Below are 21,676 nucleotides of genomic sequence, written 5' to 3' on the forward strand. Positions count from 1 at the left end.
TTTAGCGCATGCCGGGCAGCATGCCCTTCATGCTTCGCAGCATTTTTGTCATGCCCCCCTTATTCATCATTTTCATCATTTTTTGCGCCTGCTCGAACTGCGCCAGCAGGCGATTCACCTCCTGTACCGTGACACCTGCGCCTGCAGCAATACGACGCTTGCGCGAGGCCTTGAGGATTTCCGGCTTGAGACGTTCCTGCGGAGTCATGGAATTGATGATGCCTTCGGTGCGGGCGATAACCTTATCATCGACTTTGACATTCTGGGCAGCCTGGCTCAACTGAGCCGGCAGCTTATCCATCAGCGCCCCCATGCCGCCCATGTTTCTCATTTGCTCAAACTGCATCTTGAAATCGTTCAGGTCGAAGCTCTTGCCCGATTTCATCTTCTTGGCGAGCTTTTCGGCCTCCTGCTGATCCACCCCCCGCTGGGCTTCCTCGATCAGTCCTAGTACATCGCCCATTCCCAGAATCCGTGAGGCCATACGGTCAGGATGGAATGGTTCCAAGCCGGTCAGCTTTTCAGCGACACCGGCGAATTTGATTGGTTTCCCCGTTACGTGAAGCACGGAAAGCGCTGCCCCGCCTCGCGCATCTCCATCCAGCTTTGTCAGTACTACGCCGGTCAGGGGCAGCGCTTCGGAAAATGCCTTGGCGGTGTTGACGGCATCCTGTCCTTGCATGGCATCCACCACAAACAAGGTTTCGATGGGCTTCAGCAATGTTTCCAGCTCGCTGATTTCTGTCATCATTGCTTCGTCGATGGCGAGGCGTCCGGCCGTATCCACGATCATCACATCATGGAAGTGCCGGCGCGCGAAGTTGAGGGCAGCGGCCGCAATTTCTTTCGGCTGCTGTCCAGCTTGAACCGGAAAGAACTCGGCGCCCGTTTGTCGCGCCAGCAGTTCCAGTTGCTGAATGGCCGCTGGCCGATAGGTATCGCAGGAGACAAGCAATACTTTTTTCTTTTTTTGTTCCATCAGCCACTTCGCCAGCTTTCCGCTGCTCGTGGTTTTTCCGGCGCCCTGCAATCCCGCCATGAGAATCACTGCGGGGGGGACAGTGGCAAGGTTGACATCTGCTTTCTGGCCTCCCATGAGGGCGATCAGTTCCTGGTGGACTACGCCCACCAATGCTTGTCCTGGCGTAAGGCTGCCGATTACTTCCTGACCGACTGCTTTTTCCTTTACTCGGGCAATAAATTCCTTGACCACCGGCAGGGCGACGTCAGCTTCCAGCAGCGCCATGCGCACTTCCCGCAACGCTTCCTGTATATTGGTTTCGGTCAGCCGTGCTTCACCCCGCAAAGTCTTGATGACACCCGAAAGCCGATTGGTAAGATTGTCAAACATGCAAAATGCCTCTCCGGAAAAATTGGTGTAGACTAAATGAGAGTTTCATTTAATCTGCAATATCAATGTCCGATATTTTAGCCTATCTCGCTGCCTTCCTGCTCTATGCACTGATCGGCTGGCACTTCTGGCGCACCCGGTGGAATGCTCCTGCAAGGTCAGCGGGACGTGAGGTTGCCACTGCGGGATGGGAACGGTATGTCATTGTCGCGCCCCTGGTATTGCACGGCTATACGTTGTATGAAGCGGTGTTTGCAGGGGTAGGATTGAATTTCGGCGTGGGCAGCGCGGTTTCTTCCATCGTATGGCTCACCGCCATGATTTACTGGCTATCCGGATTTTTTTATCGGCTGGAGGGGTTGCAAACACTGGTCGCCCCGGTTGCGGCCGTAGCGGTACTGCTGCCGCTGGCATTTCCTTCTCTGCGCCCCTTGGCCAATACCGAGCTCCCTGCTTTCAAGGCGCATATCTCGATTGCCATGCTGGCTTACAGCCTGCTAACCATTGCCGCACTGCATGCGTTGCTCATGGCAGTGGTGGAGCGGCGGTTGCATCACCACCCGACCTTGCCCTCGGTACTTACCAACATGCCGCCACTACTGACCATGGAAAACCTGCTGTTTCGCGTCATCTGGGTGGGGTTCATACTACTCACGCTCACGCTCATCAGCGGTATCGTCTTTTCGGAAGAGGTCTTCGGGCAACCCCTCAAATTCACGCACAAAACCCTGTTCGGTATCATTTCATGGTGCGTGTTCGCAGCGCTGCTGGTGGGCAGGCAGCTATACGGTTGGCGCGGCCGCATTGCCATTCGCTGGACACTGAGTGGATTCATCATTCTCCTACTGGCTTATCTTGGCAGCAAGTTTGTACTGGAAGTGATCCTGCAGCGCTAGCAGCACCTGTGCATAAAACAGTTGGGGTGGAAAAAGTGCAAGGAAATCCGGGGATGGAATCTCCAGTTATTTTGCCTTCTTTCCGCCCTGAATTTTTGTCTACTTGCAGAAAGGCTTTTTCTTGGAAGACATGCCGTGGTATGTGCTGCTGGCAGCACTGGCTGTTCTGTTGATTTTATCCGCATTTTTTTCTCTTTCCGAAACCAGCATGATGGCGATCAACCGTTACCGGTTGAAGTATCTTGCAAAAGAAGGCCATCGTGGCGCCCGTCTCACCAGCCAGTTGTTGCTGAATACAGACCGCCTTCTGGGGGTGATTCTGCTCGGCAATAATTTACTGAATGCGGCGGCGGCCACCCTGGTCGCGGTGATTGTGTCCATTTTCTTCGGCCACAGCGATGCGGCTCTTTTTATTGGAACGGTAGGCGTGACCTTCGCCATTCTGGTATTCAGTGAAATTACCCCGAAAGTTGTCGCCGCTGCCTATCCCGAGCGTATCGCCCTGGCATCAAGCTATGTGTTGACGCCACTACTGAAAATCTTCTCGCCTGTGGTATGGTTCATCAATCTGTTTGTAAAGGCGCTGCTTATCCTCCTGCGCCTGAAACCGCAGAGCGAGGATCTGACCCAGAAAATCAGCCTTGAGGAACTCAAAACACTCGTGCTGGAAGCAGGCCACTTCATCCGGCAAAAACACCAGAGCATGCTGCTCAATCTGTTCGATCTCGAGAACGTCACGGTTGACGACGTCATGGTGCCACGCGGCCAGATCGAGGCAATAGACCTCGAAGACGACGATGAGAGCATCCGGGATCAACTGCTCACGTGTTATCACACACGTCTGCCGGTATACCGCGGTACGATGGATAACGTTACCGGAATAATTCATGTACGCAAGGTGCTCAACCAGATGAGAAGCGAGGAAATCACGGCCGCTACACTCGAGAAAATCATGCGCGAGCCTTACTTCATTCCCTCTGGAACACCATTGTTCTCGCAACTGCAATTATTCCAGGAAAACCGCGAGCGCGTCGGCCTGATCGTGGACGAGTATGGGGAGTGGATGGGGCTGGTGACGCTGGAGGATATAGTCGAAGAAATCATCGGAGAATTCACCACACATGCACCTTCGCAGGCTGGGAACTTCCTGAAACAGGAAGACGGCAGTGTAATCGTGGAAGGCAGCAGCCTGCTGCGCGACCTCAACCGCAAGCTTGGCTGGAACCTGCCTCTGGGTGGCCCCAAGACGTTGAACGGACTCATTCTCGAACATTTCCAGGACATTCCTGAAGCCGGCACCAGCGTGAAAATCGCCGGTTATCCCATGGAAATCATCCAGACGCAGGATCGCGTGGTAAAAGTGGTACGAATCTTTCCCCCATTAGTGCCGATCGAGGAGAAGGTTCCCGACTTCGACGTGCAACCGTAATTCCCGGGGATGTCTTTTAGATGTCTTTTATTTTCGTGCTGCAACACTCTCCGGCGTTCTTTGTCTCGTTCTGCGCTCTCATTGGCCTGATCGTCGGCAGTTTTTTGAATGTGGTTATCTACCGCCTGCCGAGAATGCTGGAGCGGGAATGGCAGCAACAGTGCGCCGAACTGCACGCGGAACTGTCCTCAGGAACAAACGGGACAGAGCCAGCACACGAACCGCATGAAGCCTTTGCAGCGGGGCCGGCTTTCAATCTCATTACGCCGCCTTCCAATTGTCCCAATTGTGGGCATAGGATTACGGCGCTCGAAAATATTCCACTCATCAGTTACATCGCGCTCAGAGGGCGCTGCTCGCAGTGCCGCGCCGCCATTTCCATGCGCTATCCCGTTGTGGAAGGGTTAACCGCAGCTCTGAGCGGCCTAGTCGCTTGGCATTTTGGTTATGGGGTTATTGCTTTTGCGGCGCTTGCGCTTGTATGGGCCATGATTGCGCTTGCTTTCATCGACCTGGATACTCAACTGCTGCCCAATGACATCACTATGCCCTTGTTATGGGGAGGGTTACTGATTAACTTGGGAGGGGGGTTTGCAGATATCCATTCTGCTGTGATTGGCGGCGTGGTGGGATATCTTGCCCTGTGGTCGGTGTATTGGGGCTATAAACTCCTGACCGGCAGAGAGGGAATGGGTTATGGGGACTTCAAGTTGCTGGCTGCCATTGGCGCCTGGCTGGGATGGCAAATGCTGCCTCTGGTGATTCTGTTTTCATCCCTCGTGGGAAGCATGGCAGGGCTTGGCCTGATGCTGACAGCAAAGCACGGGCGTCATGTCCCTATTCCATTCGGACCTTATCTGGTGTCTGGGGGAATCGTGGCCCTGTTTTGGGGAAACGAGATCAATAGAGCTTACCTGGGGTCATTTTAGCGCCATGCTGGTAATCGGCCTGACCGGGGGCATTGGCAGCGGTAAAACCAGCGCTGCCAATATTTTTTTCGCGCTCGGCGCCGGTGTGATCGATACCGACGAGATTGCGCATGAACTTACTCAGCCGGGAGGGGGTAGCCTGCTTGCCATCCGGCGAGCGTTCGGGGAGAAATACATCACGCCGGAGGGGGCCCTGAACCGCAAGGAAATGCGTAACCTCGTGTTCAATGACACGGATGCGCGTCGCAAACTGGAGGCTATTCTTCACCCGCTCATCCGGAACGAAGTGTCGCAGAGAGTAGAACTTGCTCAGGCGCCTTACCTGATAGTCGTGGTTCCGCTGCTGCTTGAGACCGGCCACTACCGGGGAATAGTCCAGCGCGTTCTGGTGGTGGATTGCAGCGAAGGTGTGCAGATCAGCCGCGCCACTGCGCGCAGTGGAATGGATGAACAGGCAGTGCGGGCCATCATGGCTGCACAGGTTTCGCGTGACGAACGGTTGGGGCAGGCGGATGATGTGATTGTCAACGATGCCGACCTTCTCAACCTCGAGCGGCAGGTACGGGCTTTGCACGAGAAATATATGACGCTGGCCCAGGGAAGTTGATTTCAACGCGCCAAGCTGGTTCCCTGCAGGGCTTCACATTTGTTGCCCACGGATTTGGCTGCTAAAATAAGAATTTGGAACAACACCCATCTGCAGTTGCGGTTCTCTGCTCTGGGCCTCTATCGTGATCCGTTACGAACATCCTCTCAATGAACGCGTTCGCACGCTCCTGCGCCTTGAGGACTTGTTTGACAAGATAGCGTTCTTTTCTGCGCAGGAAGAGCCCTATGATCACCACGCTGCACTTGTCACCCTGTTCGAGATTCTCGACGTGACAGGCCGCGCAGACATGAAGTCGGAACTGCTGCAGGAATTGGATCGGCAGAAGCAGGCGCTGGAATTGTTGCGTAAAAGCCTGGAGAATCCGGAAGGCGAACTGGACGAGATGCTGGATGACATTCAGATCTCCTCCCAGGATCTGCGGGCTGTTGCTGGAAAAATCGGAGAACACATGCGCGACAACGAGTGGCTGATGGGCATCAAGCAGCGTGTCGGCATACCCGGAGGGGCATGCGAATTTGATTTGCCTTCATATCGCTACTGGTTGCATCTCGACCCGGAAGTGCGACGAAGCGACCTGAATGAATGGATCGCGCCGCTGCTGCCAATCGAGAAAAGTTTCCGTATCCTTTTGCGTCTGCTGCGGGACAGCGGAAAAACCGATAACTACACCGCGAATAAGGGCATGTTCCAGCAGATGGGAGCGGGGAGGACGGTGCACCTGCTATCCCTCGAGCTGGACGAAAGCCTGCCCTGCGTTCCTGAGATCAGTGCGCACAAATTTGCTCTGACCATTCGCTTCGTTGTTTCCAGCTCTATACAGAAAACCAGGCTATACGAAGAAGATGTGGAGTTTGAATTGACTTCCTGCACTCTTTAGGAGAAATGGATTCTCTATCCATTTCTTTGTTTTTCAGGCGCGTTATTGTTCACGCTGCTTTTCTGCCAGGGCGCACGTCCTTCTAGGCGAGTCTTCCGGTGTTCTGCTCGCGCTGGCAATCAATACAGCGTTTGGCGGTCGGATAAGCCGGCAACCGCTCATATCAGATATCGCTCCGGCAGTTTGTGACTCACCGTATGTTCCTGCCCTGATTCGATCCCAACCCGCGACAATATCGCAAATGTCCTGTAGGTTCTGCCGAATGAGTGCCTCGTTGACGGCAGACAGGGAATCGAGTGCTGGCGCGAAAATTTGGAGAGGGAATCTGGAGACGGGAGAATCAGTGTTCCAGAAAGAGCTTGTTCTTGCTCATGCTATGCTTTTTCAGCAACTTCCCGAACGCGCGGCGATCTTTTCCGACAAGGCTCGCAGCTCTTGTCACGTTACCGTGCGCTCTGATCATGGCTTCGGCAAGGTAATATTGTTCAAAAGCTGCTATGGCGCGGTTTTTAGCCTCAGTAAAACTCAAGCCGTTCAACTCGGGGAGGCGGCGGTCAAACCCGGATCGCCGTTCGACCAGTGTGGGCGCGAGCGATGCGATATTTATGACAGGTTCGTCGGCGAGAAGATACTCGCGATAGATCAGATTTTCCAGTTCCCGTATATTTCCGGGCCAACTGTATTTGTCGAACCATGCGACTGTATTCGGATGTAAGGTTTTGTTGCCACGGTTAAAACGCGCGGAGCATTCGCGCAGGAAGTAATCTGCTAACAGAGCCGCGTCACCTTGGCGCTCACGGAGTGGCGGCAGGGTGAGATACATGATTTTAAGGCGAAACAGAAGATCAAGCCGGAATTCGCCTTTCTCGGCCAAATACCCCAAATTTCTGTTACTGGCAATAATTATTCTCACCTTTGCAGAGCGCGCTGTGCCGCCTCCCAGCGGAAGGTATTCCTGATCCTGGAAGAATCGCAGCAGAGTAACCTGCGCCTTGGGAGATAACGCATCTACTTCATCCAGGAAGAGTGTGCCGGACCGCGCGTGGGCAATCAGATTCGGGCATTTCGACTGAGCCCCGCTACAGGAGTCCCTTTCGTGTCCGAACAGTTCGTTTTCAATCAGGGTATCCGGGATAGCGCGGCAATTTATCGGCACAAACGGCCTGTCTCGCCTCGCGCCGCTTTCGTGAATTGCCCGTGCGGCCAGTTCTTTTCCTGTGCCTGTTTCGCCTTCGATAAGAACAGGTGCGTCGCAACCTGCAATTTTCTCAATGAACTGGGTAACCTTTACGAAGGCAGGAGATTGTCCAATCATGTTCTCTGCACCTGGAGGCGGGAAAATTAATCGATTCTTACTTAAGAGACTCAAAAAAGCTGTGTGGAACTCATCTTTCTGCATGGCTCCGTGGTATAACTATTAAAGGACAAGATTAAATACGTCGGTAGCTGTAAAATCTTACAGGTTAAGGGTACCCAGGGGTACCCAGGCAGCCCGGTGTTTCCTCGCATGTTTCCGTCGTATTTCCATTGCCAATTTTCACGGTCTAACAAATATTCACGTGCCTGCCTTCGTTTGGCCCATCAATTCAGCTACTTCCCGTAATACCAATGCAAAATTTCTTCGCACTTATTCCGGCGGCAGGTTCAGGCTCGCGCATGGGCGATCAGATGCCCAAGCAATACTTGACCCTGGCAGGAAAACCCATGATCTGTCATGCGCTAGCAACGTTATGCAACTCGCCGCGGCTTTCCCAGGTCTTTGTTGTGCTGTCCCCGGGAGATGGAGAGTGGGCGCGGCATGACTGGTCAGAATTCTCAAACAAGCTATCGATGCTCGAATGCGGGGGAGCTACGCGGGCCGAGACCGTGCTGAATGGTTTAAAAGCAGCACAGGAAGGGGCGGCGATCGAGGATGATGACTGGGTGCTGGTCCATGATGCTGCACGGCCCTGTTTAGGAGGGAAGCTTCTGGATAAACTGATGGATGAACTGGAAGAGGATGAAGTGGGTGGATTACTCGCGGTTCCGGTCGCAGACACCTTGAAGCGAAGCGATCCCACTTGCCGGGTTGAACGTACAGAACCGAGGGAAGGTCTTTGGCAGGCCCAAACACCGCAGATGTTCCGGTACCGAACGCTGGTGGACGCCCTGAGCAGGGCTGGAGGTGTAACCATGACGGACGATGCAGGCGCGATCGAAGCACTGGGTCTGCGCCCAAAACTGGTTGTGAGCGATGCCCGCAACCTGAAAGTTACTTATCCTCAGGATCTCGCGTTGGCGGAGTTGATACTGAAAAATCTATAAGTAGTGTAATGAGGGTAGGCGGTTTATTAGCCAGTTGAAAGCAGTTGTAGATCCAGGTGTCGGGTGAACAAGATGTCGGGCAAAGCCTGAGAGTCGCGCAAAGCCTGAGAGTCGCGCAAAGCACCGATTACTAGCGGCTACTGTTTTCTCATGTTTTTCCCGGAATTAAACAAGAAGAGGTGATAGTGGGCGGGTTCAGAATCGGGCAGGGTTTTGATGTACACCAGTTAGTCGAGGGCCGCAAGCTTGTTATCGGCGGAGTGACTATTCCCTACGAGAAAGGTTTGCTGGGACATTCCGATGCGGATGTGCTGCTGCATGCAATATGCGACGCGGTACTGGGAGCTGCGGCACTGGGGGATATCGGCCGGCATTTTTCTGACACTGATCCGCGTTACAGGAATATCGACAGCCGCGTACTACTGCAGAATGTGGGCAGCCTCCTTGCGGAGCGCGGCTATAGGGTGGTGAATGTCGATGCCACCATCATTGCGCAGGCACCCAGGATGGCGTCCCATATCCCCTCAATGATCGCAAATATTGCGCAGGACCTGCGAATGCAGTCCGGAGATGTCAACGTCAAGGCCAAGACGGCCGAACGTCTTGGCCCGGTGGGGCGGGGTGAGGGAATAGAGGCGGAAGCGGTATGCCTGATTACCCGCATGAATCAAACGACTGACTGAGGATGGAAACGGAGCGGAAAGCAATCGGCGAAGGGCGGTAGATGACTGGGGGATGAGCGGAAACCCGGATGGCTGAAGAGACCAGGCAAAAAGCAGTACGCCTGTTTTTTGCGATATGGCCCGACAAGGAAACCCGCACGCAGCTGGGACGGCTGACCGGGCGATTGGCATCCGTTTGCGAGGGTCGGAAAACAAAAGCGGAGAATATTCACCTTACATTGGTGTTTGTAGGGGAGGTGAATGCAAGCCAGGTAGATGCCCTGTGTCGGGCGGCGGATGAAATTGAAGGTCATGGCGTGAAAGCCTTCGACCTCGTTATCGAAAGAATCTGCGTGTGGAAACGCAAGAATATCGTTTATGCGGAAATCAACGAAATTCCCCAGCCGCTCATCGCTCTGGTCGAAGCTTTGCAGAGCAGCCTTTCATTGGCAGGGTTTTCATTGGAGGAGCGGCCTTATAAGCCCCATATCACGCTCATGAGGAATGCATCCTGTAAAACGCTGCCTGAGCGGGCGGAACCAATGGTGTGGCGGGCGCGGGAGTGGGTACTGGTTAAATCGGACCAGACCAGCGACGGTCCGGTTTATACGCCGATCGGTCGCTGGTTCCTGAAAGGATGATCAAAGGATGATCAACTCTTTAAATCATCAAAGATAAATGCAGCTCTCCAGTTGCTTTACCAGGTTTCTTTCATTGGCCCTGGTGTAATCCTTTTCAAAAGTATCGCTTACGAGGTTGCGCACCTGGCTTCCCAGATTGCTGTTAATGAGACCGATGAATGGGGCCGATACAACCAGGATCAGGCGTTGATAGCTGTTGGTTTTGCGCCCATTCTCCAGTTCCCGGGCTAGCTGCGAGGCGAAAGTCCATGCTTCATGCTGTTTTGGATCGGTGGCGGGTATATAGGAGCCACGCCCATTCCCGTTACTTCTGTTATGTCCCGGACGATCGGTAACCAGGTCCACCCGTTTTTCCCTGCTGGCGTCATGCCGGAATTCCCTGAGCTTCTGTAATCCTTTTCTCGGTCCGTAGTTTGCGTAAAGATATGCTGCGCTTGCATTTGCAACCAGAATCCACGTGATGCTCATGACTCCTCCGTGCGATTAGTGATAAAGTTAAACGAACTGGAGTGTTGCTCAACAATAGACAATGATTTTTCTGCCGAAGTTTCCATACGGCAGTTGTCATTGTACTGACATTATGCTCGATATTTATTCGACTTTGCCTTGAAAATTCTTGCTTTCGATACATCCAGCGAATACTGTTCCATTGCGTTGGTGCTGGAGCGTGACATCCTCGGTGAGGAGGTTCTTGCGGAACAGCGCCACTCCGAGCTGGTTTTGCCGATGGTGAGTCGAATGCTGGATGAAGCCGGGCTGACGCTGGCGCAACTGGATGGCATCGCTTTCGGCTCGGGTCCCGGATCCTTCACCGGGTTGCGTATCGCATGCGGAATAGCGCAGGGACTGGCTTTTGGGGCGGAGCTGCCAGTGATCGGAATAAGTACATTGGAAGCATTGGCACAGCAAGCCGGCGGAACACAGGTCGTTGCAGCGCTGGATGCGCGCATGCATGAGATCTATCATGCCGCGTACAGGAAAGTGCTGGATGAATGGCAAGTCGTGAGCGAGCCTACACTCTGCCTGCCGCAAAATGCGCCTCTGGTCCCGGAGCAGGACTGGACAGGGTGTGGCAGCGGGTTCGATATGTACCCCGAAGTGTTGCGCGCACGTTATGAAGGCTACCTCAATCACATCATCAGCGGCGTGCGCCCGGAGGCGCGCGCAATGGCGCAACTGGCGGTTCCTAGATTCGCGAGAGGGCAGGGTGTCGATCCGGCGGATGCCGCTCCGCTCTATATTCGAAACAAGGTGGCCCTGAAGGAAAAGGAGCGATGAGCGCCCAACTGCAGGAATCGCCCCGAATAAGGCGAATGGTCCCGTCGGACCTCGACGCGGTGGTGACGATTGAAAGGGAAGTTTTTCTTTTCCCATGGACTCGGGGCAATTTCAGCGATTCGCTCGACGCAGGCTATCATTGCCTGGTATTGGAGCAGGACGGATATATCTTTGGATATGGCGTAATGACAATCGGGGCAGAAGAAGCCCATTTATTGACGCTCAGTATTGCGCCGGAATCGCAAGGGAAGGGCTGGGGTGAAAAATTGCTGCGCCACTTCATCGAAATTGCAAGGGAGCAGCTGGCGCTCACCATGTTTCTGGATGTGCGCGTATCCAATCATGTTGCCGCCCGGCTGTATGAACGGCTTGGATTCAGGCAGATCGGGAAACGCAAGGATTATTATCCCGCGATGGGCGGGCGTGAAGACTCGTTGGTAATGGAACTGGTGCTGTGATCAACAACGATAGAAAACGGGTCAGACGTGGCGAGATACTCAAAGAGTTGGGATTGACGCCGATATGGCGCGTCAGGGAGTGTACCGAAGACGAAAGCCCATTCAGGACGCCGGAATCGGATCAGGTGATGGCAGCGCCGGTTGGTGCGCCTCCCGAATTCGAAGAACAGGTAGAACAGGTTTGCGTGCCTTCTGACGCGACAGAGGACGTAGCAGAGAAGCGCCGGGCGATGATTCTGCGGATGGACTGGGATCAGCTTAAAGAGAGTGTGGAAGGCTGTGTGGCCTGCCGGCTATGCAGCTCGCGTACGCGCACTGTGTTTGGCGTGGGTGACCCGAATGCGGACTGGCTTTACGTGGGTGAAGGACCGGGCGCGCAGGAGGACGCCCTTGGTGAACCCTTCGTGGGGCAGGCAGGCAAGCTGCTGGATAACATGCTGATGGCCATTGGTTTGAAGCGCGGCCGCGATGTTTTTATAGCCAACATCGTAAAATGTCGCCCGCCTGGCAATCGCGAGCCTTCCGATGATGAAGCGCAATGTTGCGAACCGTACCTCGCGCGGCAAATCGAGCTAATCAAGCCGAGGCTGATTGTCGCGCTTGGAAAAACCGCCGCCAAGAATCTGCTCAATACTGACGCAAGCATAGGCAGCCTTCGGGGCAAACTCCATCAGCACGAAGGTATTCCGGTGATCGTCACCTATCACCCGGCTTATCTGTTACGCACGCTGGTTGCCAAAGCGAAGGCATGGGAGGATCTCTGCTTCGCCCAAAGCACCATGCAGGCCTTGAAGGCTTCTGAATAAATCGCAGGTTTTTGGAACAGGAAGTTGGAGTGGATGCAAATCATGGATTACATCCTCGACTCTTCATCCACGAGTGGTAAAGTGATGAATTCTGGAGCGCAGCCATCAGGACATCGTCATGCCTGCGAAAGCAGATCTTCATTTTTTTATGCAATGAAATTATAAATTATGGGACTTGCGTTCGCGAAAATGAATTTTGGCCGAGAATGATAAGGTTTCCAGGCGCTGAACCTCATTCGGCCAGCCTCTCTTGAAATCCGCCCGCTCGTCCTTATTTTTATCCTTGTTCAGCAGTTCACCTATACTTATTCATATATCGGCAATTTTTCTTGGGAAGATTTTCATGAACAACCTGCTGCGTTCTCTGATATTGCTTCTGGCAATGAGTTTGGGTGGCTGTGGATACAATACCTTGCAGTCTACGGATGAGCAGATCAAGGCTAGCTGGGGTGAAGTGCTGAACCAGTATCAGCGCCGCGCTGACCTCATCCCCAATCTGGTAAACGTTGTAAAAGGTTTTGCTGCCCAGGAGAAAGAGGTACTGTTGGGTGTAACCAATGCGCGCTCCAGGGTGGGCAGCATCCAGGCCACACCGGAGCTTTTCAATGACCCGGAGGCATTTGCGAAGTTTCAAAGTGCTCAGGGGGAATTGTCGAACGCTCTGTCACGTTTGCTGGTCGTGGTGGAGAAGTATCCGGAACTGAAATCAAATGCCAACTTCCGGGAATTGCAGGCGCAACTGGAAGGCACGGAGAATCGTATTGCCGTGGCCCGCAACCGTTACATCAAGGCGGTTCAGGAATACAACATCGTAGTACGTTCCTTTCCCACCAATCTTACCGCGATGCTATTTGGCTACAAGGTGAAGCCCAGCCTCACGGTCGATGACGAGAAAGCGATTTCAACTGCGCCCAAGGTGGATTTCGGCAAGCCTTAACCGGTAGAGATGTTTGCTGATCCGGGAATTTGAAATTGGCTTCAATTTTCATTTGCATGTATTTTGGTTGGCATTTATCAGCTTGAATTCTTCATTCCATTTGTTCTGAGTCCTTGGGGCTTGTTCGCCTCTTCGACAAGCTGGGCGAGTGGAGCTTGGGACCGGCCTGTCGAAAGGGTGAAGGGGATCAGGGTAAGTTTGTGAGGAATGAACGAGGAAAAATAAGGGAGCGCAAGGATCATATCCTTCTGGGATTATCCCAGACAGTCCAACAGGAAATGTGAAATGACAAAGGGCTTACATATGATTCATGCCTGGGGAAAAATCCTCGTATTCATTGCTCTGCTTGTTTCTGCCTCCCTGGCGATGGCGGATGTCGCGATTCCGCCCCTCAAAGCGCACGTTACCGATCTCACCGGGACACTTTCTGCAAACGAAGCTACCCAGCTGGAGCAGAAGCTCGCCGCATTTGAAACCAGGAAAGGCAGTCAGATCGCGGTACTGATCGTCTCCACCACCCAGCCTGAAACCATCGAGCAATACTCGATTCGGGTAGTGGACGCCTGGAAGCTGGGACGCAAGGGTATTGATGACGGCGTTCTGCTGTTGGTTGCAAAGCAGGATAGAACCGTGCGTGTGGAAGTGGGATATGGTCTGGAGGGTGTGCTTCCGGATGCCGTGGCGAAGCGCATAACCGACGAGATCATCGTGCCGGAATTCAGACAGGGACGATTTGCGGCAGGCATAAATGCCGGTGTCGACCGAATAATAGGGGTAATCGAAGGAGAGCCCTTGCCGCCACCTCCCGCTCGTTCCGCACGTGGCGGCGATTCTTCCGCTGCCGCCGATATCCTGGTGAATAATATTATTTTTGTCTTTATCCTGCTCTTCATTGCCGCCAAGGTATTTCAGTCCATTTTCGGCCGCTTTCTCGGTGCGACCCTGTTGAGCACAGGGGCAGCCATTATTGTCTGGCTGGTATTCGCTTCGATATTCCTGGCCTTGATCGCTGCTGCCTTTGCGTTTTTCATCAGCCTGTTCGGTCACGCCGGCAGTGGAATTTACAGAGGAGGGCGCGGCTGGCCCGGTGGCTTTGGTGGTTATGGAGGATGGGGTGGCAGGGGCGGTCCCGGCGGCTTCGGGGGCGGCGGGGGTTTCGGCGGAGGTGGGGGCGGCTTCGGTGGCGGCGGCGCCTCAGGGAGATGGTAGATGGATTTTACGCGAGTACTGCGGCATCTTTTTACGGGGCCCTTGACGGTACGCAAGGCATTTCCCGCTACGACCCTTACCGCGATCGAATATGCGATCGCACAATCGGAATTCAGTCATCGGGGAGAAATTCGCTTTGCAGTGGAGGCAGCACTGGATATGCTGCCACTGGTGAGAGCAATATCGGCACGAGAGCGGGCTGTCGAAGTATTTTCGCAGCTGCGGGTGTGGGATACCGAGCATAACAACGGCGTCCTGATTTACCTGCTTCTGGCCGATCACAATGTCGAAATCGTTGCTGATCGCGGCATCGACGCGAAAGTCGGCCATGAAAAATGGGAAGCCATCTGCCGCGAAATGGAAACCCATTTCAGGCAGGGGCAGTTTGAATCCGGGGTCGTCAGTGGAATCCGGTCAGTAGGCGGTCATTTGCAGGAACATTTCCCAGCCGGTCGGGAAGGTGGGAAAAATGAATTGCCGGATCGGCCGGTTATCATGTGACATTACGATCGGCAATTCCCCAATAATCCTCGATACCCCTAAATCCCCCTAAATCCCCCTAAATCCCCTCAGTGCCCCTTATGCGCCCCGATGAGATGAAGAGAATCCTCGATGCTCTGGTTGTGCAGGTGCCACTGGCGTATCACTGCCATGATCACGGCTACGAACAGGCCGAACAGAATAATCACCGTATACACGTGCACGTCAAAGCTCACCAGTAACGCGTACAGCCCCAGCATGGTGAGAATACTCAGATTCTCGTTGAAATTCTGTACAGCAATAGAGTGGCCGGCACCCATCAGGATGTGGCCGCGGTGTTGCAGCAGCGCATTCATTGGCACGACAAAAAATCCGGCAAGCCCGCCAATCAGCATGAGAAGCGGAATCGCAATCCACAATTCGCGGGCAAAAATCATTGCCATTACCACAATGCCCATGGCAATGCCCAGAGGAATCACCTTCACTGATTGCCGGAGTGACACTATTCGGGCTGCAATGACTGCCCCTATGGCAATGCCGACGGCGACTACGCCCTGGAGTTGCGCGGCCTTGCTCAAGGGATAGCCGAGGGCGGCATCTGCCCATTTCAGCACGATGAATTGCAGCGTTGCCCCCGCGCCCCAGAAAAGGGTCGTCACTGCCAGTGAAATCTGTCCCAGCTTGTCTGCCCACAGCAGTCTCATGCAATGGCTGAACTCATGCACGAGAAACATTGGATTTTTCCTGAGAATGCGATGATCGACCCCCGTGTTGGGGATATAAAGATTGAAGATGGCAGCAGCAGTATAAAATATGGCGATGAGCAGTATGCTTGCCTCCGGTACAGTGTCCACGCCGGTATTGATCAGCGGGAAATCGAACGACAGCAGGGTGGCGGAGATGGCTGGTGAGATCAGCAAGCCTCCCAGCACTGTACCCAGTATGATGGAGGCCACAGTCAGGCCTTCGATCCAGCCATTGGCGATGACGAGTTTTTCGGGTGGCAGCAGCTCAGTCAGTATCCCGTATTTTGCAGGGGAATAGGCAGCTGCGCCAAGCCCGACTACCGCATAGGCAGCGAGTGCGAAGTACTGGTGCGTTGCCAGGAAAAGCAGACTGCAGCCCAAAATCTTGATCGCATTGCTGATGAACATGACGCGGCCCTTGGCCATGGAATCCGCGAAGGCTCCGACGAAAGGCGCGAGGATCACGTAAAAGAGAACAAACACAAACTTGAGCATCGGGGTGAGATAAGCGGGCGCGTGCAGTTCCACCAAAAGGGCAATGGCAACGACCAATAGCGCATTGTCGGCTAGCGAAGAAAAAAACTGGGCCGCCATAATGGTATAAAATCCGCGTTTCAAGCGTTTTCTCCTAGAACTTGACCTTCTTTTTTAACGATGAGGCGTGGCATTATACAACGGTCGTCGGCACCTCTCCCGATGGAAAATTTCAAGCCTTTGAGGCGGCCTGCAAAACGACTTGATCCGGGGCATTCATAAGAACTCTCGATCCCGCAAAATCCCTTCAAAGAAAATCTTCAAAAAAACTTCCGGATATCCTGAATTACCATGTCGCGTCCCATTCAGGCGTTGATTGATCCCGCCGCGCTCGAGCACAACCTTGCTATCGTTCGCCGCCATGCGCCCCATTCACGGGTCATGGCCGTCATCAAGGCGGATGCATACGGTCACGGATTGCTACGTGCTGCCGAGGCCTTAGCGGAGGCAGAGGGATTTGCCCTGCTCGAACTGGATGCTGCCGTGCGTTTAAGAGAGGCGGGCTATCGCCAGACGATCCTGTTGCTTGAAGGTTTTTTTGACGTAGATGAACTGCGCTGGATCGAGCAATACCGTTTAAGTACCGTGGTGCATCACCCTGAGCAGCTTGCCATGCTGGAGGCGGTTCGACGACGGGCAACACTGGATGTATTTCTGAAACTCAATAGCGGCATGAACCGGCTCGGATTTACGCCCAAGGAATTTCCCGCTGCGCTAGAGCGCCTCAAGGCGAATCCCGGAGTGCGGCAGATAACCCTCATGACTCATTTTGCATGTGCCGATGAACCGGACAGAAACGACAGCATTGCAGCGCAACTGCAATGTTTCAACCTGGCGGCGGGCGGGAGGTATATGCCCCGTTCGCTCGCGAATTCTGCCGCCATCCTTCGTTTTCCCGAAGCACATGCTGACTGGGTGCGTCCCGGCATCATGCTTTATGGTTCCTCGCCGCTTGCTCACACAACCGCAGAGCAATTGGGTTTGCAACCTGCCATGACTGTATCGAGCAGGATTATCTCCGTGCAAACGCTCGGGCCAAGCGACGGAGTGGGTTACGGGCATGCTTTTCGGGCTGATCGATCTATGCGAGTGGGCATTGTTGCAGGCGGCTATGCTGACGGCTATCCTCGCCATGCTCCTACTGGTACCCCAGTGCTTGTAAAGGGAAGACGAACGCGGGTCGTGGGACGCATCTCCATGGACATGCTGCATGTGGACCTGAGCGAGATCGAAGATGCAGGTGTAGGCAGTCCGGTAACGCTATGGGGAAGGGGCATGCCGGTTGATGAGGTTGCGCGGGCCGCTGGCACACTGGGCTATGAACTGTTGTGCGCGATCGCGCCGAGAATGCAAAGGGTAACGTAAGCTTCTTCTCTTTCATTGCAGAACAGAACAAAAAAAGGCAGCCAAGGCTGCCTTTTTTGCCTCGGAATTGCGCTTCCGAGTAGAGGGAATAAGGAAATAAAGCTTGCCGAAGAAAGCTTACTCGACTTTCGCTTTCGAGCGGAGATCGTTGACCGAGGCCGCAAATTGACGTTGCAACACGCGCTGGGCCAAGTTTTGTTTTATTTCCTCGAACGGGGGAATTTTCAGGGGTCGCACATCATCCAGGCGGATCACATGCCAGCCGAACGGGGTTTTTACCGGCTGGTCGGTGAGCTGGCCCTTGTGCAGCTTGGTCAAGGCCTCGGCAAAAGGTTGAACATAGCTTGCGGCCGGACTCCAGTCCAGTTCGCCACCCTTGCTCTTGCTGCCCGTGTCCAGGGATTTCTCCCCGGCAAGTTTGTCAAACTTTGCGCCTTTTTTTAACTTGGCGATAATGTCTTTGGCCTCCTCTTCTGTAGCCACCAGAATATGGTGCGCCTTGTATTCCTTATCCCCCATCTGCGTCTTTACCGTTTCATATTCCTTATGCAGCTCTTCGTCGCTTACCGGGTGGTTCTTTATGTAATCGATCTGGTACGCCCTGACCATCGCTGTCTGGCGAGCCATGTCGAGCTGGGTGATAAAGTCCGGATCCCTGTCCAGCCCCTTCTTCTTCGCTTCCTGGGCGATTACTTCTTCAGTGATGAGATCCTCGCGCAAAGCTTTCCTCGCCTCCGGCGTATCCGGCTGGCCCTGGCTTGCACGCGCCTTCATTATGAATTCGAGGCGCGATTGGGGAATCGGCGTACCATTCACTTTTGCCATGGTTGAGCCGGTTTGGGCCTGAACGGCCGTCGCGGCGATCAGCCCGGAGATACCCAGTGCCGCAAGTCGAGTAAATTTCATAAAATGCATGAAGTTTCCTTCTCAGTGGATCGAATCAAATTCCTCGGGAGTATACGCTTTTACACCTAAGGCGTGAATATTCTTGTGCATCATCTCGCGCAGGGTATCGTAAACCAGCCGGTGCCGCGCCAGCGCCGACTTACTGATGAATTGATGTGAGACAATGGTAAGTAAATAGTGGCCACCCCCTGCTTTGGCGCCTTCATGTCCCGCATGACGCGCGCTTTCATCCACAATCCGGATTACCACAGGCTCCAGAGCAGCGAGCTTTTCCTTCATCAATTCTATAGTGTTCATCCGACCTCTGGTCAGGTTATGCCGGTAAAACCTTTTTGAACGGCTTCACCGTCACTTTTGCATAGACGCCCGAAGTGGCGTAGGGATCCGCTTCCGCCCAGGCCTGGGCTGCTTCGAGCGACTCGAATTCGGCTACGATCAGACTTCCGGAAAATCCCGCCGGTCCGGGATCGGGACTGTCAATCGCGGGATATGGACCGGCTAAAACAAGGCGTCCGTCTTCCTGCAACGCTTTGATGCGTTCCAGGTGCGCAGGACGTACCGCCATTCTTTTGTCAAGGCTGTCAGGCACATCCTCGCCACTTATAGCATATAGCATCATGCCTCTTTATCCTCGTCGGTTGCCATGTATTTGCCCAGCATCAATCCTTGTAATACGACAAAAACCAGCATCAAGCCCATAAAGCCGAACAGCTTGAAGTTAACCCAGGTTTCAGTAGAGAAATTGAAGGCGACATAGAGGTTAGCGGCGCCCATAAACGCAAAAAAAGCTGCCCAGCTCGCATTCACCCGGGCCCAAACCGGTTCCGGCAGGGTGAGCTGTTCTTTCATCATCGTCCGGATAAAATTTTTCTTGAAAACTGCCTGGGCTATCAACAGCGCGGCTGCGAACAGCCAGTAGAGCACCGACGGCTTCCATTTGATGAATGTTTCATCCTGCAGAATGAGTGTTGCGCTGCCGAAGACGACTATGAGAACCAGACTGACCCACAGCATGGTGTCGACTTTGCCATGGCGGAACCATACCCAGCCGATCTGCACAAAAGTAGCGCCAATCGCTACAGCAGTGGCGGCATAGATGCCATAAATCTTGAAAGTTATGAAAAACAGGATTACTGGAAAGAGATCAAAAAGAAATTTCATCTGTGCAGTATATTGCCGGTTGCTAGAGTTGATGGGCTAATCATTGCGTCTACCCCCGAAAAATCTGATGAATTTTCCAGGGAGTTTGAGCGAGCACAGCTATTTGGGAGGGCAAGGCGCAATTGGCAAAACGCATTGCGTCCCATTTAATTTCCCTTGCTGCCCGTTTATTCAGTCTTCGAAGAATCCCGATCGAGCTTGAGGGAAGCGGAATTGATGCAGTAGCGCAGCCCCGTTGGAGCAGGGCCGTCCTCGAATACGTGACCGAGGTGCGCGTCGCAACGGGCGCACAACACTTCTACCCGACGCATGAAATGGCTGTTATCTTCCTGATTGACGACATTTTCCGATCGTGTAGGCTGCCAGAAAGAAGGCCATCCCGTACCGGAATCGAATTTGGTATCCGAGTCAAACAAGGCGGCGCCGCAGCAAGCGCAACGATACACCCCCTGATCGTGGCAGTTCCAGTATTCCCCTGTGAACGCCCGTTCCGTCCCTTTTTCGCGACATACATGATACTGCTGCGGGGTCAGCTGGTTTTTCCATTCCTGGTCGGATTTAACAAGCTTGCCGTTCATGATTCCTCTTCCGGAAAAAATTGATGCTCCTGAATAAGATGATGAACACTATCAATGCAGGTGTATAGGAGCTACTTCACCTTCTTCCGGGAATTCTGCATGCACGATTTCACCGGCCGCGTTGGGAAACAGGGGTCCTCCGCATTCTTCGCAGTACTCCAGAAGAAAATGCTCTTGCAGCAGGATGGTTTGTGTCACTCCGCATTCCCGCAGCGCTGCCTCGATCTGAGCGACACTATCTGTATTTTCATCCTCATCCCCTACCAGTCCCCAGACGATGCCATAGAGCACGTTGTCCCGATCCTTGAGGGTGAAACCAATGCGGTATTCCTCCAGCCACTGATCATAGAAAGGCGCGATCACTGCACGCAATCTGTCTGGGGAAATGCCCAGAGCGGTTTCCAGAAAATCAACCGTGGCACGCACCGAATAGGGGCGGGCCAGGCGGTCCGCCGCGCGCCATGCTGAAAAAAAGCCATCCGGCATCAGCAGTTCAAACGCACAGCCCTGGAATAGCGGCAGCAGCACCGCAGTACCGTGAGTCTGCCATGCATGCAGTATCTGCTCTTTGGAGAACTGGAGAGCGGAAACGTTGCTGCCCTTGTGTTCGCCCGCGCTGCCTTGCTGCCAGCGGAACATGGGTTTTCCCTGAGGTACCGCGATCCCACCGAGGAGATAACGGGTATCAGAAAGAAATCGCCCCGTTTCAGCAAGCTGCCGTGGATTCATATGCAAATTGCGTTGTCCTGTCACCGCTGTCGACCAGAGTTTGCGAGCCAGTTCATGTGTAAGATGATAGCCTCTTGGCAATTGATCGGGGCTGAAAAGACAATCCGCAAGCGCAAGCTGGGCATCGTTCGCCAGCACCTGCACCTGCAATTGCCCCCGAAGTTCGGAAAGCACGGATTCTGCTATTGGTCCCGAGGGAATCGAAAAACGTGACCAGGTGAGCATCGGTACAGCAAACATTAAAACGTCGTAAGTGTGATCCCCTCGCGTGAATATGCTGCATTCTATCGCGGCTTCGATGGCATACATGAACTCACTGTAGCCTCCAGGATCAGTATCATAAAGCTGATCGAGCGCAGATTCGAGATTCTGATCGTCCCCCGTACGCAGTTGGGCATGTATTTTTGCCGCAAGGCGATTCTCCCAGAAGGCGTCTTCTACGCGGCTGCCAGAGGCGGCAAGTCCCGCAGCCAGGCGAACCAGCTCCTGAACCACGCGTGCAGACTTGGTGCGATGAGGGACGCGAAGTTTTTTCATCAAATTGGCGTCCTGGATGGTTAAAGGATTATTTTAACCTAAATCCTGAATTCCCTGATATTTTGAAGCACTTAGGATGAAAACATTTCATCCGTTATGGCACGGTGGGGAAGAAATTCTCTCGGCTCAAGCGGATCGGATGGTCCGGCAGGCAGCAAAGCAAGGCGTACAAGGGACTGCGGAGCATAGCCGGAGGCAGGCGGGCTCCTGCTATGCCTTCTGCAATCAACTCCGCCCAATTCAAAATTGAAAA

The 21,676-nt window shown here is 53.8% G+C and carries 25 protein-coding genes and 1 pseudogene; 15 read left to right on the top strand and 11 right to left on the bottom strand.

Going from position 1 to position 21,676, the window contains the following annotated elements; all coding sequences use genetic code 11:
- Position 1 precedes the first annotated feature (1 nt).
- The gene (gene ffh, locus BMY01_RS05125) at positions 2–1,351 is read right to left on the bottom strand and encodes a signal recognition particle protein (RefSeq protein ID WP_074744928.1); all 1,350 of its coding nucleotides are present in this window, start codon (positions 1,349–1,351) and stop codon (positions 2–4) included.
- Positions 1,352–1,416: 65 nt separating this feature from the next.
- Here ffh and BMY01_RS05130 point away from each other — a divergent pair, with 65 nt between their 5' ends.
- The 5 genes from BMY01_RS05130 (at position 1,417) to zapD (ending at position 6,092) form a co-directional block, all read left to right on the top strand.
- Positions 1,417–2,247 carry a cytochrome C assembly family protein gene (locus BMY01_RS05130; protein WP_074744929.1) on the top strand — a complete coding sequence of 277 codons (831 nt, stop codon included), beginning with the start codon at positions 1,417–1,419 and terminating at the stop codon, positions 2,245–2,247.
- A gap of 130 nt (positions 2,248–2,377) precedes the next feature.
- Complete coding sequence (locus BMY01_RS05135; protein WP_081353740.1) at positions 2,378–3,676, top strand: HlyC/CorC family transporter; 1,299 nt, start codon at positions 2,378–2,380, stop codon at positions 3,674–3,676.
- Between the two features lie 20 nt (positions 3,677–3,696).
- Positions 3,697–4,605, top strand: a complete 909-nt coding sequence (locus BMY01_RS05140; RefSeq protein WP_074744931.1) for a prepilin peptidase — start codon at positions 3,697–3,699, stop codon at positions 4,603–4,605.
- A gap of 4 nt (positions 4,606–4,609) precedes the next feature.
- Entirely contained in the window at positions 4,610–5,212 is a 603-nt protein-coding gene (gene coaE, locus BMY01_RS05145) for a dephospho-CoA kinase (protein ID WP_074744933.1), read from the top strand.
- 124 nt (positions 5,213–5,336) lie between these two features.
- Positions 5,337–6,092, top strand: a complete 756-nt coding sequence (gene zapD, locus BMY01_RS05150) for a cell division protein ZapD (RefSeq protein WP_074744935.1) — start codon at positions 5,337–5,339, stop codon at positions 6,090–6,092.
- An 82-nt stretch (positions 6,093–6,174) separates the two neighbouring features.
- Here the strand turns inward: zapD and BMY01_RS18735 are convergent.
- A pseudogene (locus BMY01_RS18735) lies at positions 6,175–6,255 on the bottom strand (TraR/DksA C4-type zinc finger protein); the annotation flags it as partial.
- Positions 6,256–6,432: 177 nt separating this feature from the next.
- Positions 6,433–7,407 (bottom strand): sigma 54-interacting transcriptional regulator, encoded by a 975-nt coding sequence (locus BMY01_RS05160; protein WP_074744937.1) that lies wholly within the window; start codon positions 7,405–7,407, stop codon positions 6,433–6,435.
- Positions 7,408–7,700: 293 nt separating this feature from the next.
- Between BMY01_RS05160 and ispD the strand changes: the two genes are divergently transcribed.
- The 3 genes from ispD to thpR all read left to right on the top strand — a co-directional run bounded on the left by ispD (position 7,701) and on the right by thpR (position 9,699).
- Positions 7,701–8,396 (top strand): 2-C-methyl-D-erythritol 4-phosphate cytidylyltransferase, encoded by a 696-nt coding sequence (ispD, locus tag BMY01_RS05165; RefSeq protein ID WP_074744939.1) that lies wholly within the window; start codon positions 7,701–7,703, stop codon positions 8,394–8,396.
- A gap of 185 nt (positions 8,397–8,581) precedes the next feature.
- Complete coding sequence (gene ispF, locus BMY01_RS05170; RefSeq protein ID WP_074744941.1) at positions 8,582–9,079, top strand: 2-C-methyl-D-erythritol 2,4-cyclodiphosphate synthase; 498 nt, start codon at positions 8,582–8,584, stop codon at positions 9,077–9,079.
- A 68-nt stretch (positions 9,080–9,147) separates the two neighbouring features.
- The gene (gene thpR / locus BMY01_RS05175) at positions 9,148–9,699 is read left to right on the top strand and encodes an RNA 2',3'-cyclic phosphodiesterase (RefSeq protein WP_074744943.1); all 552 of its coding nucleotides are present in this window, start codon (positions 9,148–9,150) and stop codon (positions 9,697–9,699) included.
- Between the two features lie 27 nt (positions 9,700–9,726).
- Here the strand turns inward: thpR and BMY01_RS05180 are convergent, their stop codons facing one another.
- Positions 9,727–10,167 carry a host attachment protein gene (locus tag BMY01_RS05180; RefSeq protein ID WP_074703856.1) on the bottom strand — a complete coding sequence of 147 codons (441 nt, stop codon included), beginning with the start codon at positions 10,165–10,167 and terminating at the stop codon, positions 9,727–9,729.
- A 138-nt stretch (positions 10,168–10,305) separates the two neighbouring features.
- Here BMY01_RS05180 and tsaB point away from each other — a divergent pair, with 138 nt between their 5' ends.
- The 6 genes from tsaB to BMY01_RS05210 all read left to right on the top strand — a co-directional run bounded on the left by tsaB (position 10,306) and on the right by BMY01_RS05210 (position 14,888).
- Positions 10,306–10,977, top strand: coding sequence for a tRNA (adenosine(37)-N6)-threonylcarbamoyltransferase complex dimerization subunit type 1 TsaB (gene tsaB / locus BMY01_RS05185; RefSeq protein WP_074744945.1), 672 nt, complete (start codon positions 10,306–10,308; stop codon positions 10,975–10,977).
- Positions 10,974–11,435: a ribosomal protein S18-alanine N-acetyltransferase gene (gene rimI / locus BMY01_RS05190; protein ID WP_074744947.1), complete on the top strand. Its 462-nt coding sequence runs from the start codon at positions 10,974–10,976 to the stop codon at positions 11,433–11,435. Before tsaB ends, rimI begins: the two co-directional genes overlap by 4 nt.
- On the top strand, positions 11,432–12,241 hold the full coding sequence (locus BMY01_RS05195; RefSeq protein WP_074744949.1) for a uracil-DNA glycosylase: 810 nt from the start codon (positions 11,432–11,434) through the stop codon (positions 12,239–12,241). Before rimI ends, BMY01_RS05195 begins: the two co-directional genes overlap by 4 nt.
- A gap of 343 nt (positions 12,242–12,584) precedes the next feature.
- Positions 12,585–13,178, top strand: a complete 594-nt coding sequence (locus BMY01_RS05200; protein ID WP_074744951.1) for a LemA family protein — start codon at positions 12,585–12,587, stop codon at positions 13,176–13,178.
- Between the two features lie 285 nt (positions 13,179–13,463).
- Positions 13,464–14,387: a TPM domain-containing protein gene (locus BMY01_RS05205; RefSeq protein WP_254772612.1), complete on the top strand. Its 924-nt coding sequence runs from the start codon at positions 13,464–13,466 to the stop codon at positions 14,385–14,387.
- Positions 14,388–14,888 carry a TPM domain-containing protein gene (locus BMY01_RS05210; RefSeq protein WP_074744953.1) on the top strand — a complete coding sequence of 167 codons (501 nt, stop codon included), beginning with the start codon at positions 14,388–14,390 and terminating at the stop codon, positions 14,886–14,888. It begins immediately after the preceding gene.
- A 68-nt stretch (positions 14,889–14,956) separates the two neighbouring features.
- On the opposite strand, the gene lplT is transcribed toward BMY01_RS05210, so the two are convergent.
- Positions 14,957–16,231 (bottom strand): lysophospholipid transporter LplT, encoded by a 1,275-nt coding sequence (lplT, locus tag BMY01_RS05215; protein WP_074744955.1) that lies wholly within the window; start codon positions 16,229–16,231, stop codon positions 14,957–14,959.
- Positions 16,232–16,438: 207 nt separating this feature from the next.
- Between lplT and alr the strand changes: the two genes are divergently transcribed.
- Positions 16,439–17,512 (top strand): alanine racemase, encoded by a 1,074-nt coding sequence (alr, locus tag BMY01_RS05220; protein WP_074744957.1) that lies wholly within the window; start codon positions 16,439–16,441, stop codon positions 17,510–17,512.
- Positions 17,513–17,629: 117 nt separating this feature from the next.
- On the opposite strand, the gene BMY01_RS05225 is transcribed toward alr, so the two are convergent.
- From BMY01_RS05225 to BMY01_RS05250, 6 genes are all read right to left on the bottom strand, one after another.
- Positions 17,630–18,427: a peptidylprolyl isomerase gene (locus BMY01_RS05225; RefSeq protein WP_074744959.1), complete on the bottom strand. Its 798-nt coding sequence runs from the start codon at positions 18,425–18,427 to the stop codon at positions 17,630–17,632.
- 12 nt (positions 18,428–18,439) lie between these two features.
- Positions 18,440–18,715: a BolA family protein gene (locus tag BMY01_RS05230; protein ID WP_074744961.1), complete on the bottom strand. Its 276-nt coding sequence runs from the start codon at positions 18,713–18,715 to the stop codon at positions 18,440–18,442.
- 16 nt (positions 18,716–18,731) lie between these two features.
- The gene (locus tag BMY01_RS05235) at positions 18,732–19,034 is read right to left on the bottom strand and encodes a YciI family protein (protein ID WP_041353202.1); all 303 of its coding nucleotides are present in this window, start codon (positions 19,032–19,034) and stop codon (positions 18,732–18,734) included.
- Complete coding sequence (locus BMY01_RS05240; RefSeq protein ID WP_074744963.1) at positions 19,034–19,579, bottom strand: septation protein A; 546 nt, start codon at positions 19,577–19,579, stop codon at positions 19,034–19,036. Before BMY01_RS05240 ends, BMY01_RS05235 begins: the two co-directional genes overlap by 1 nt.
- Before the next feature lie 167 nt (positions 19,580–19,746).
- Positions 19,747–20,157, bottom strand: a complete 411-nt coding sequence (gene msrB, locus BMY01_RS05245) for a peptide-methionine (R)-S-oxide reductase MsrB (RefSeq protein WP_074744965.1) — start codon at positions 20,155–20,157, stop codon at positions 19,747–19,749.
- A 51-nt stretch (positions 20,158–20,208) separates the two neighbouring features.
- Positions 20,209–21,423 (bottom strand): DUF2863 family protein, encoded by a 1,215-nt coding sequence (locus BMY01_RS05250; RefSeq protein ID WP_074744967.1) that lies wholly within the window; start codon positions 21,421–21,423, stop codon positions 20,209–20,211.
- Positions 21,424–21,676: the final 253 nt, after the last annotated feature.

The organism is Nitrosospira multiformis (assembly GCF_900110185.1).
Taxonomy (GTDB): Bacteria; Pseudomonadota; Gammaproteobacteria; order Burkholderiales; family Nitrosomonadaceae; genus Nitrosospira; species Nitrosospira multiformis_A.

What these genes read in the sequence shown, in the direction of transcription:
- ffh (WP_074744928.1), bottom strand. Translation starts at nt 1,351, where the DNA reads ATGTTTGACAATCTTACCAATCGGCTTTCGGGTGTCATCAAGACTTTG.
- BMY01_RS05130 (WP_074744929.1), top strand. Translation starts at nt 1,417, where the DNA reads ATGTCCGATATTTTAGCCTATCTCGCTGCCTTCCTGCTCTATGCACTG.
- BMY01_RS05135 (WP_081353740.1), top strand. Translation starts at nt 2,378, where the DNA reads ATGCCGTGGTATGTGCTGCTGGCAGCACTGGCTGTTCTGTTGATTTTA.
- BMY01_RS05140 (WP_074744931.1), top strand. Translation starts at nt 3,697, where the DNA reads ATGTCTTTTATTTTCGTGCTGCAACACTCTCCGGCGTTCTTTGTCTCG.
- coaE (WP_074744933.1), top strand. Translation starts at nt 4,610, where the DNA reads ATGCTGGTAATCGGCCTGACCGGGGGCATTGGCAGCGGTAAAACCAGC.
- BMY01_RS05160 (WP_074744937.1), bottom strand. Translation starts at nt 7,407, where the DNA reads ATGATTGGACAATCTCCTGCCTTCGTAAAGGTTACCCAGTTCATTGAG.
- ispD (WP_074744939.1), top strand. Translation starts at nt 7,701, where the DNA reads ATGCAAAATTTCTTCGCACTTATTCCGGCGGCAGGTTCAGGCTCGCGC.
- thpR (WP_074744943.1), top strand. Translation starts at nt 9,148, where the DNA reads ATGGCTGAAGAGACCAGGCAAAAAGCAGTACGCCTGTTTTTTGCGATA.
- BMY01_RS05180 (WP_074703856.1), bottom strand. Translation starts at nt 10,167, where the DNA reads ATGAGCATCACGTGGATTCTGGTTGCAAATGCAAGCGCAGCATATCTT.
- rimI (WP_074744947.1), top strand. Translation starts at nt 10,974, where the DNA reads ATGAGCGCCCAACTGCAGGAATCGCCCCGAATAAGGCGAATGGTCCCG.
- BMY01_RS05200 (WP_074744951.1), top strand. Translation starts at nt 12,585, where the DNA reads ATGAACAACCTGCTGCGTTCTCTGATATTGCTTCTGGCAATGAGTTTG.
- BMY01_RS05205 (WP_254772612.1), top strand. Translation starts at nt 13,464, where the DNA reads ATGACAAAGGGCTTACATATGATTCATGCCTGGGGAAAAATCCTCGTA.
- BMY01_RS05210 (WP_074744953.1), top strand. Translation starts at nt 14,388, where the DNA reads ATGGATTTTACGCGAGTACTGCGGCATCTTTTTACGGGGCCCTTGACG.
- alr (WP_074744957.1), top strand. Translation starts at nt 16,439, where the DNA reads ATGTCGCGTCCCATTCAGGCGTTGATTGATCCCGCCGCGCTCGAGCAC.
- BMY01_RS05225 (WP_074744959.1), bottom strand. Translation starts at nt 18,427, where the DNA reads ATGCATTTTATGAAATTTACTCGACTTGCGGCACTGGGTATCTCCGGG.
- BMY01_RS05230 (WP_074744961.1), bottom strand. Translation starts at nt 18,715, where the DNA reads ATGAACACTATAGAATTGATGAAGGAAAAGCTCGCTGCTCTGGAGCCT.
- BMY01_RS05235 (WP_041353202.1), bottom strand. Translation starts at nt 19,034, where the DNA reads ATGCTATATGCTATAAGTGGCGAGGATGTGCCTGACAGCCTTGACAAA.
- BMY01_RS05240 (WP_074744963.1), bottom strand. Translation starts at nt 19,579, where the DNA reads ATGAAATTTCTTTTTGATCTCTTTCCAGTAATCCTGTTTTTCATAACT.
- msrB (WP_074744965.1), bottom strand. Translation starts at nt 20,157, where the DNA reads ATGAACGGCAAGCTTGTTAAATCCGACCAGGAATGGAAAAACCAGCTG.
- BMY01_RS05250 (WP_074744967.1), bottom strand. Translation starts at nt 21,423, where the DNA reads ATGAAAAAACTTCGCGTCCCTCATCGCACCAAGTCTGCACGCGTGGTT.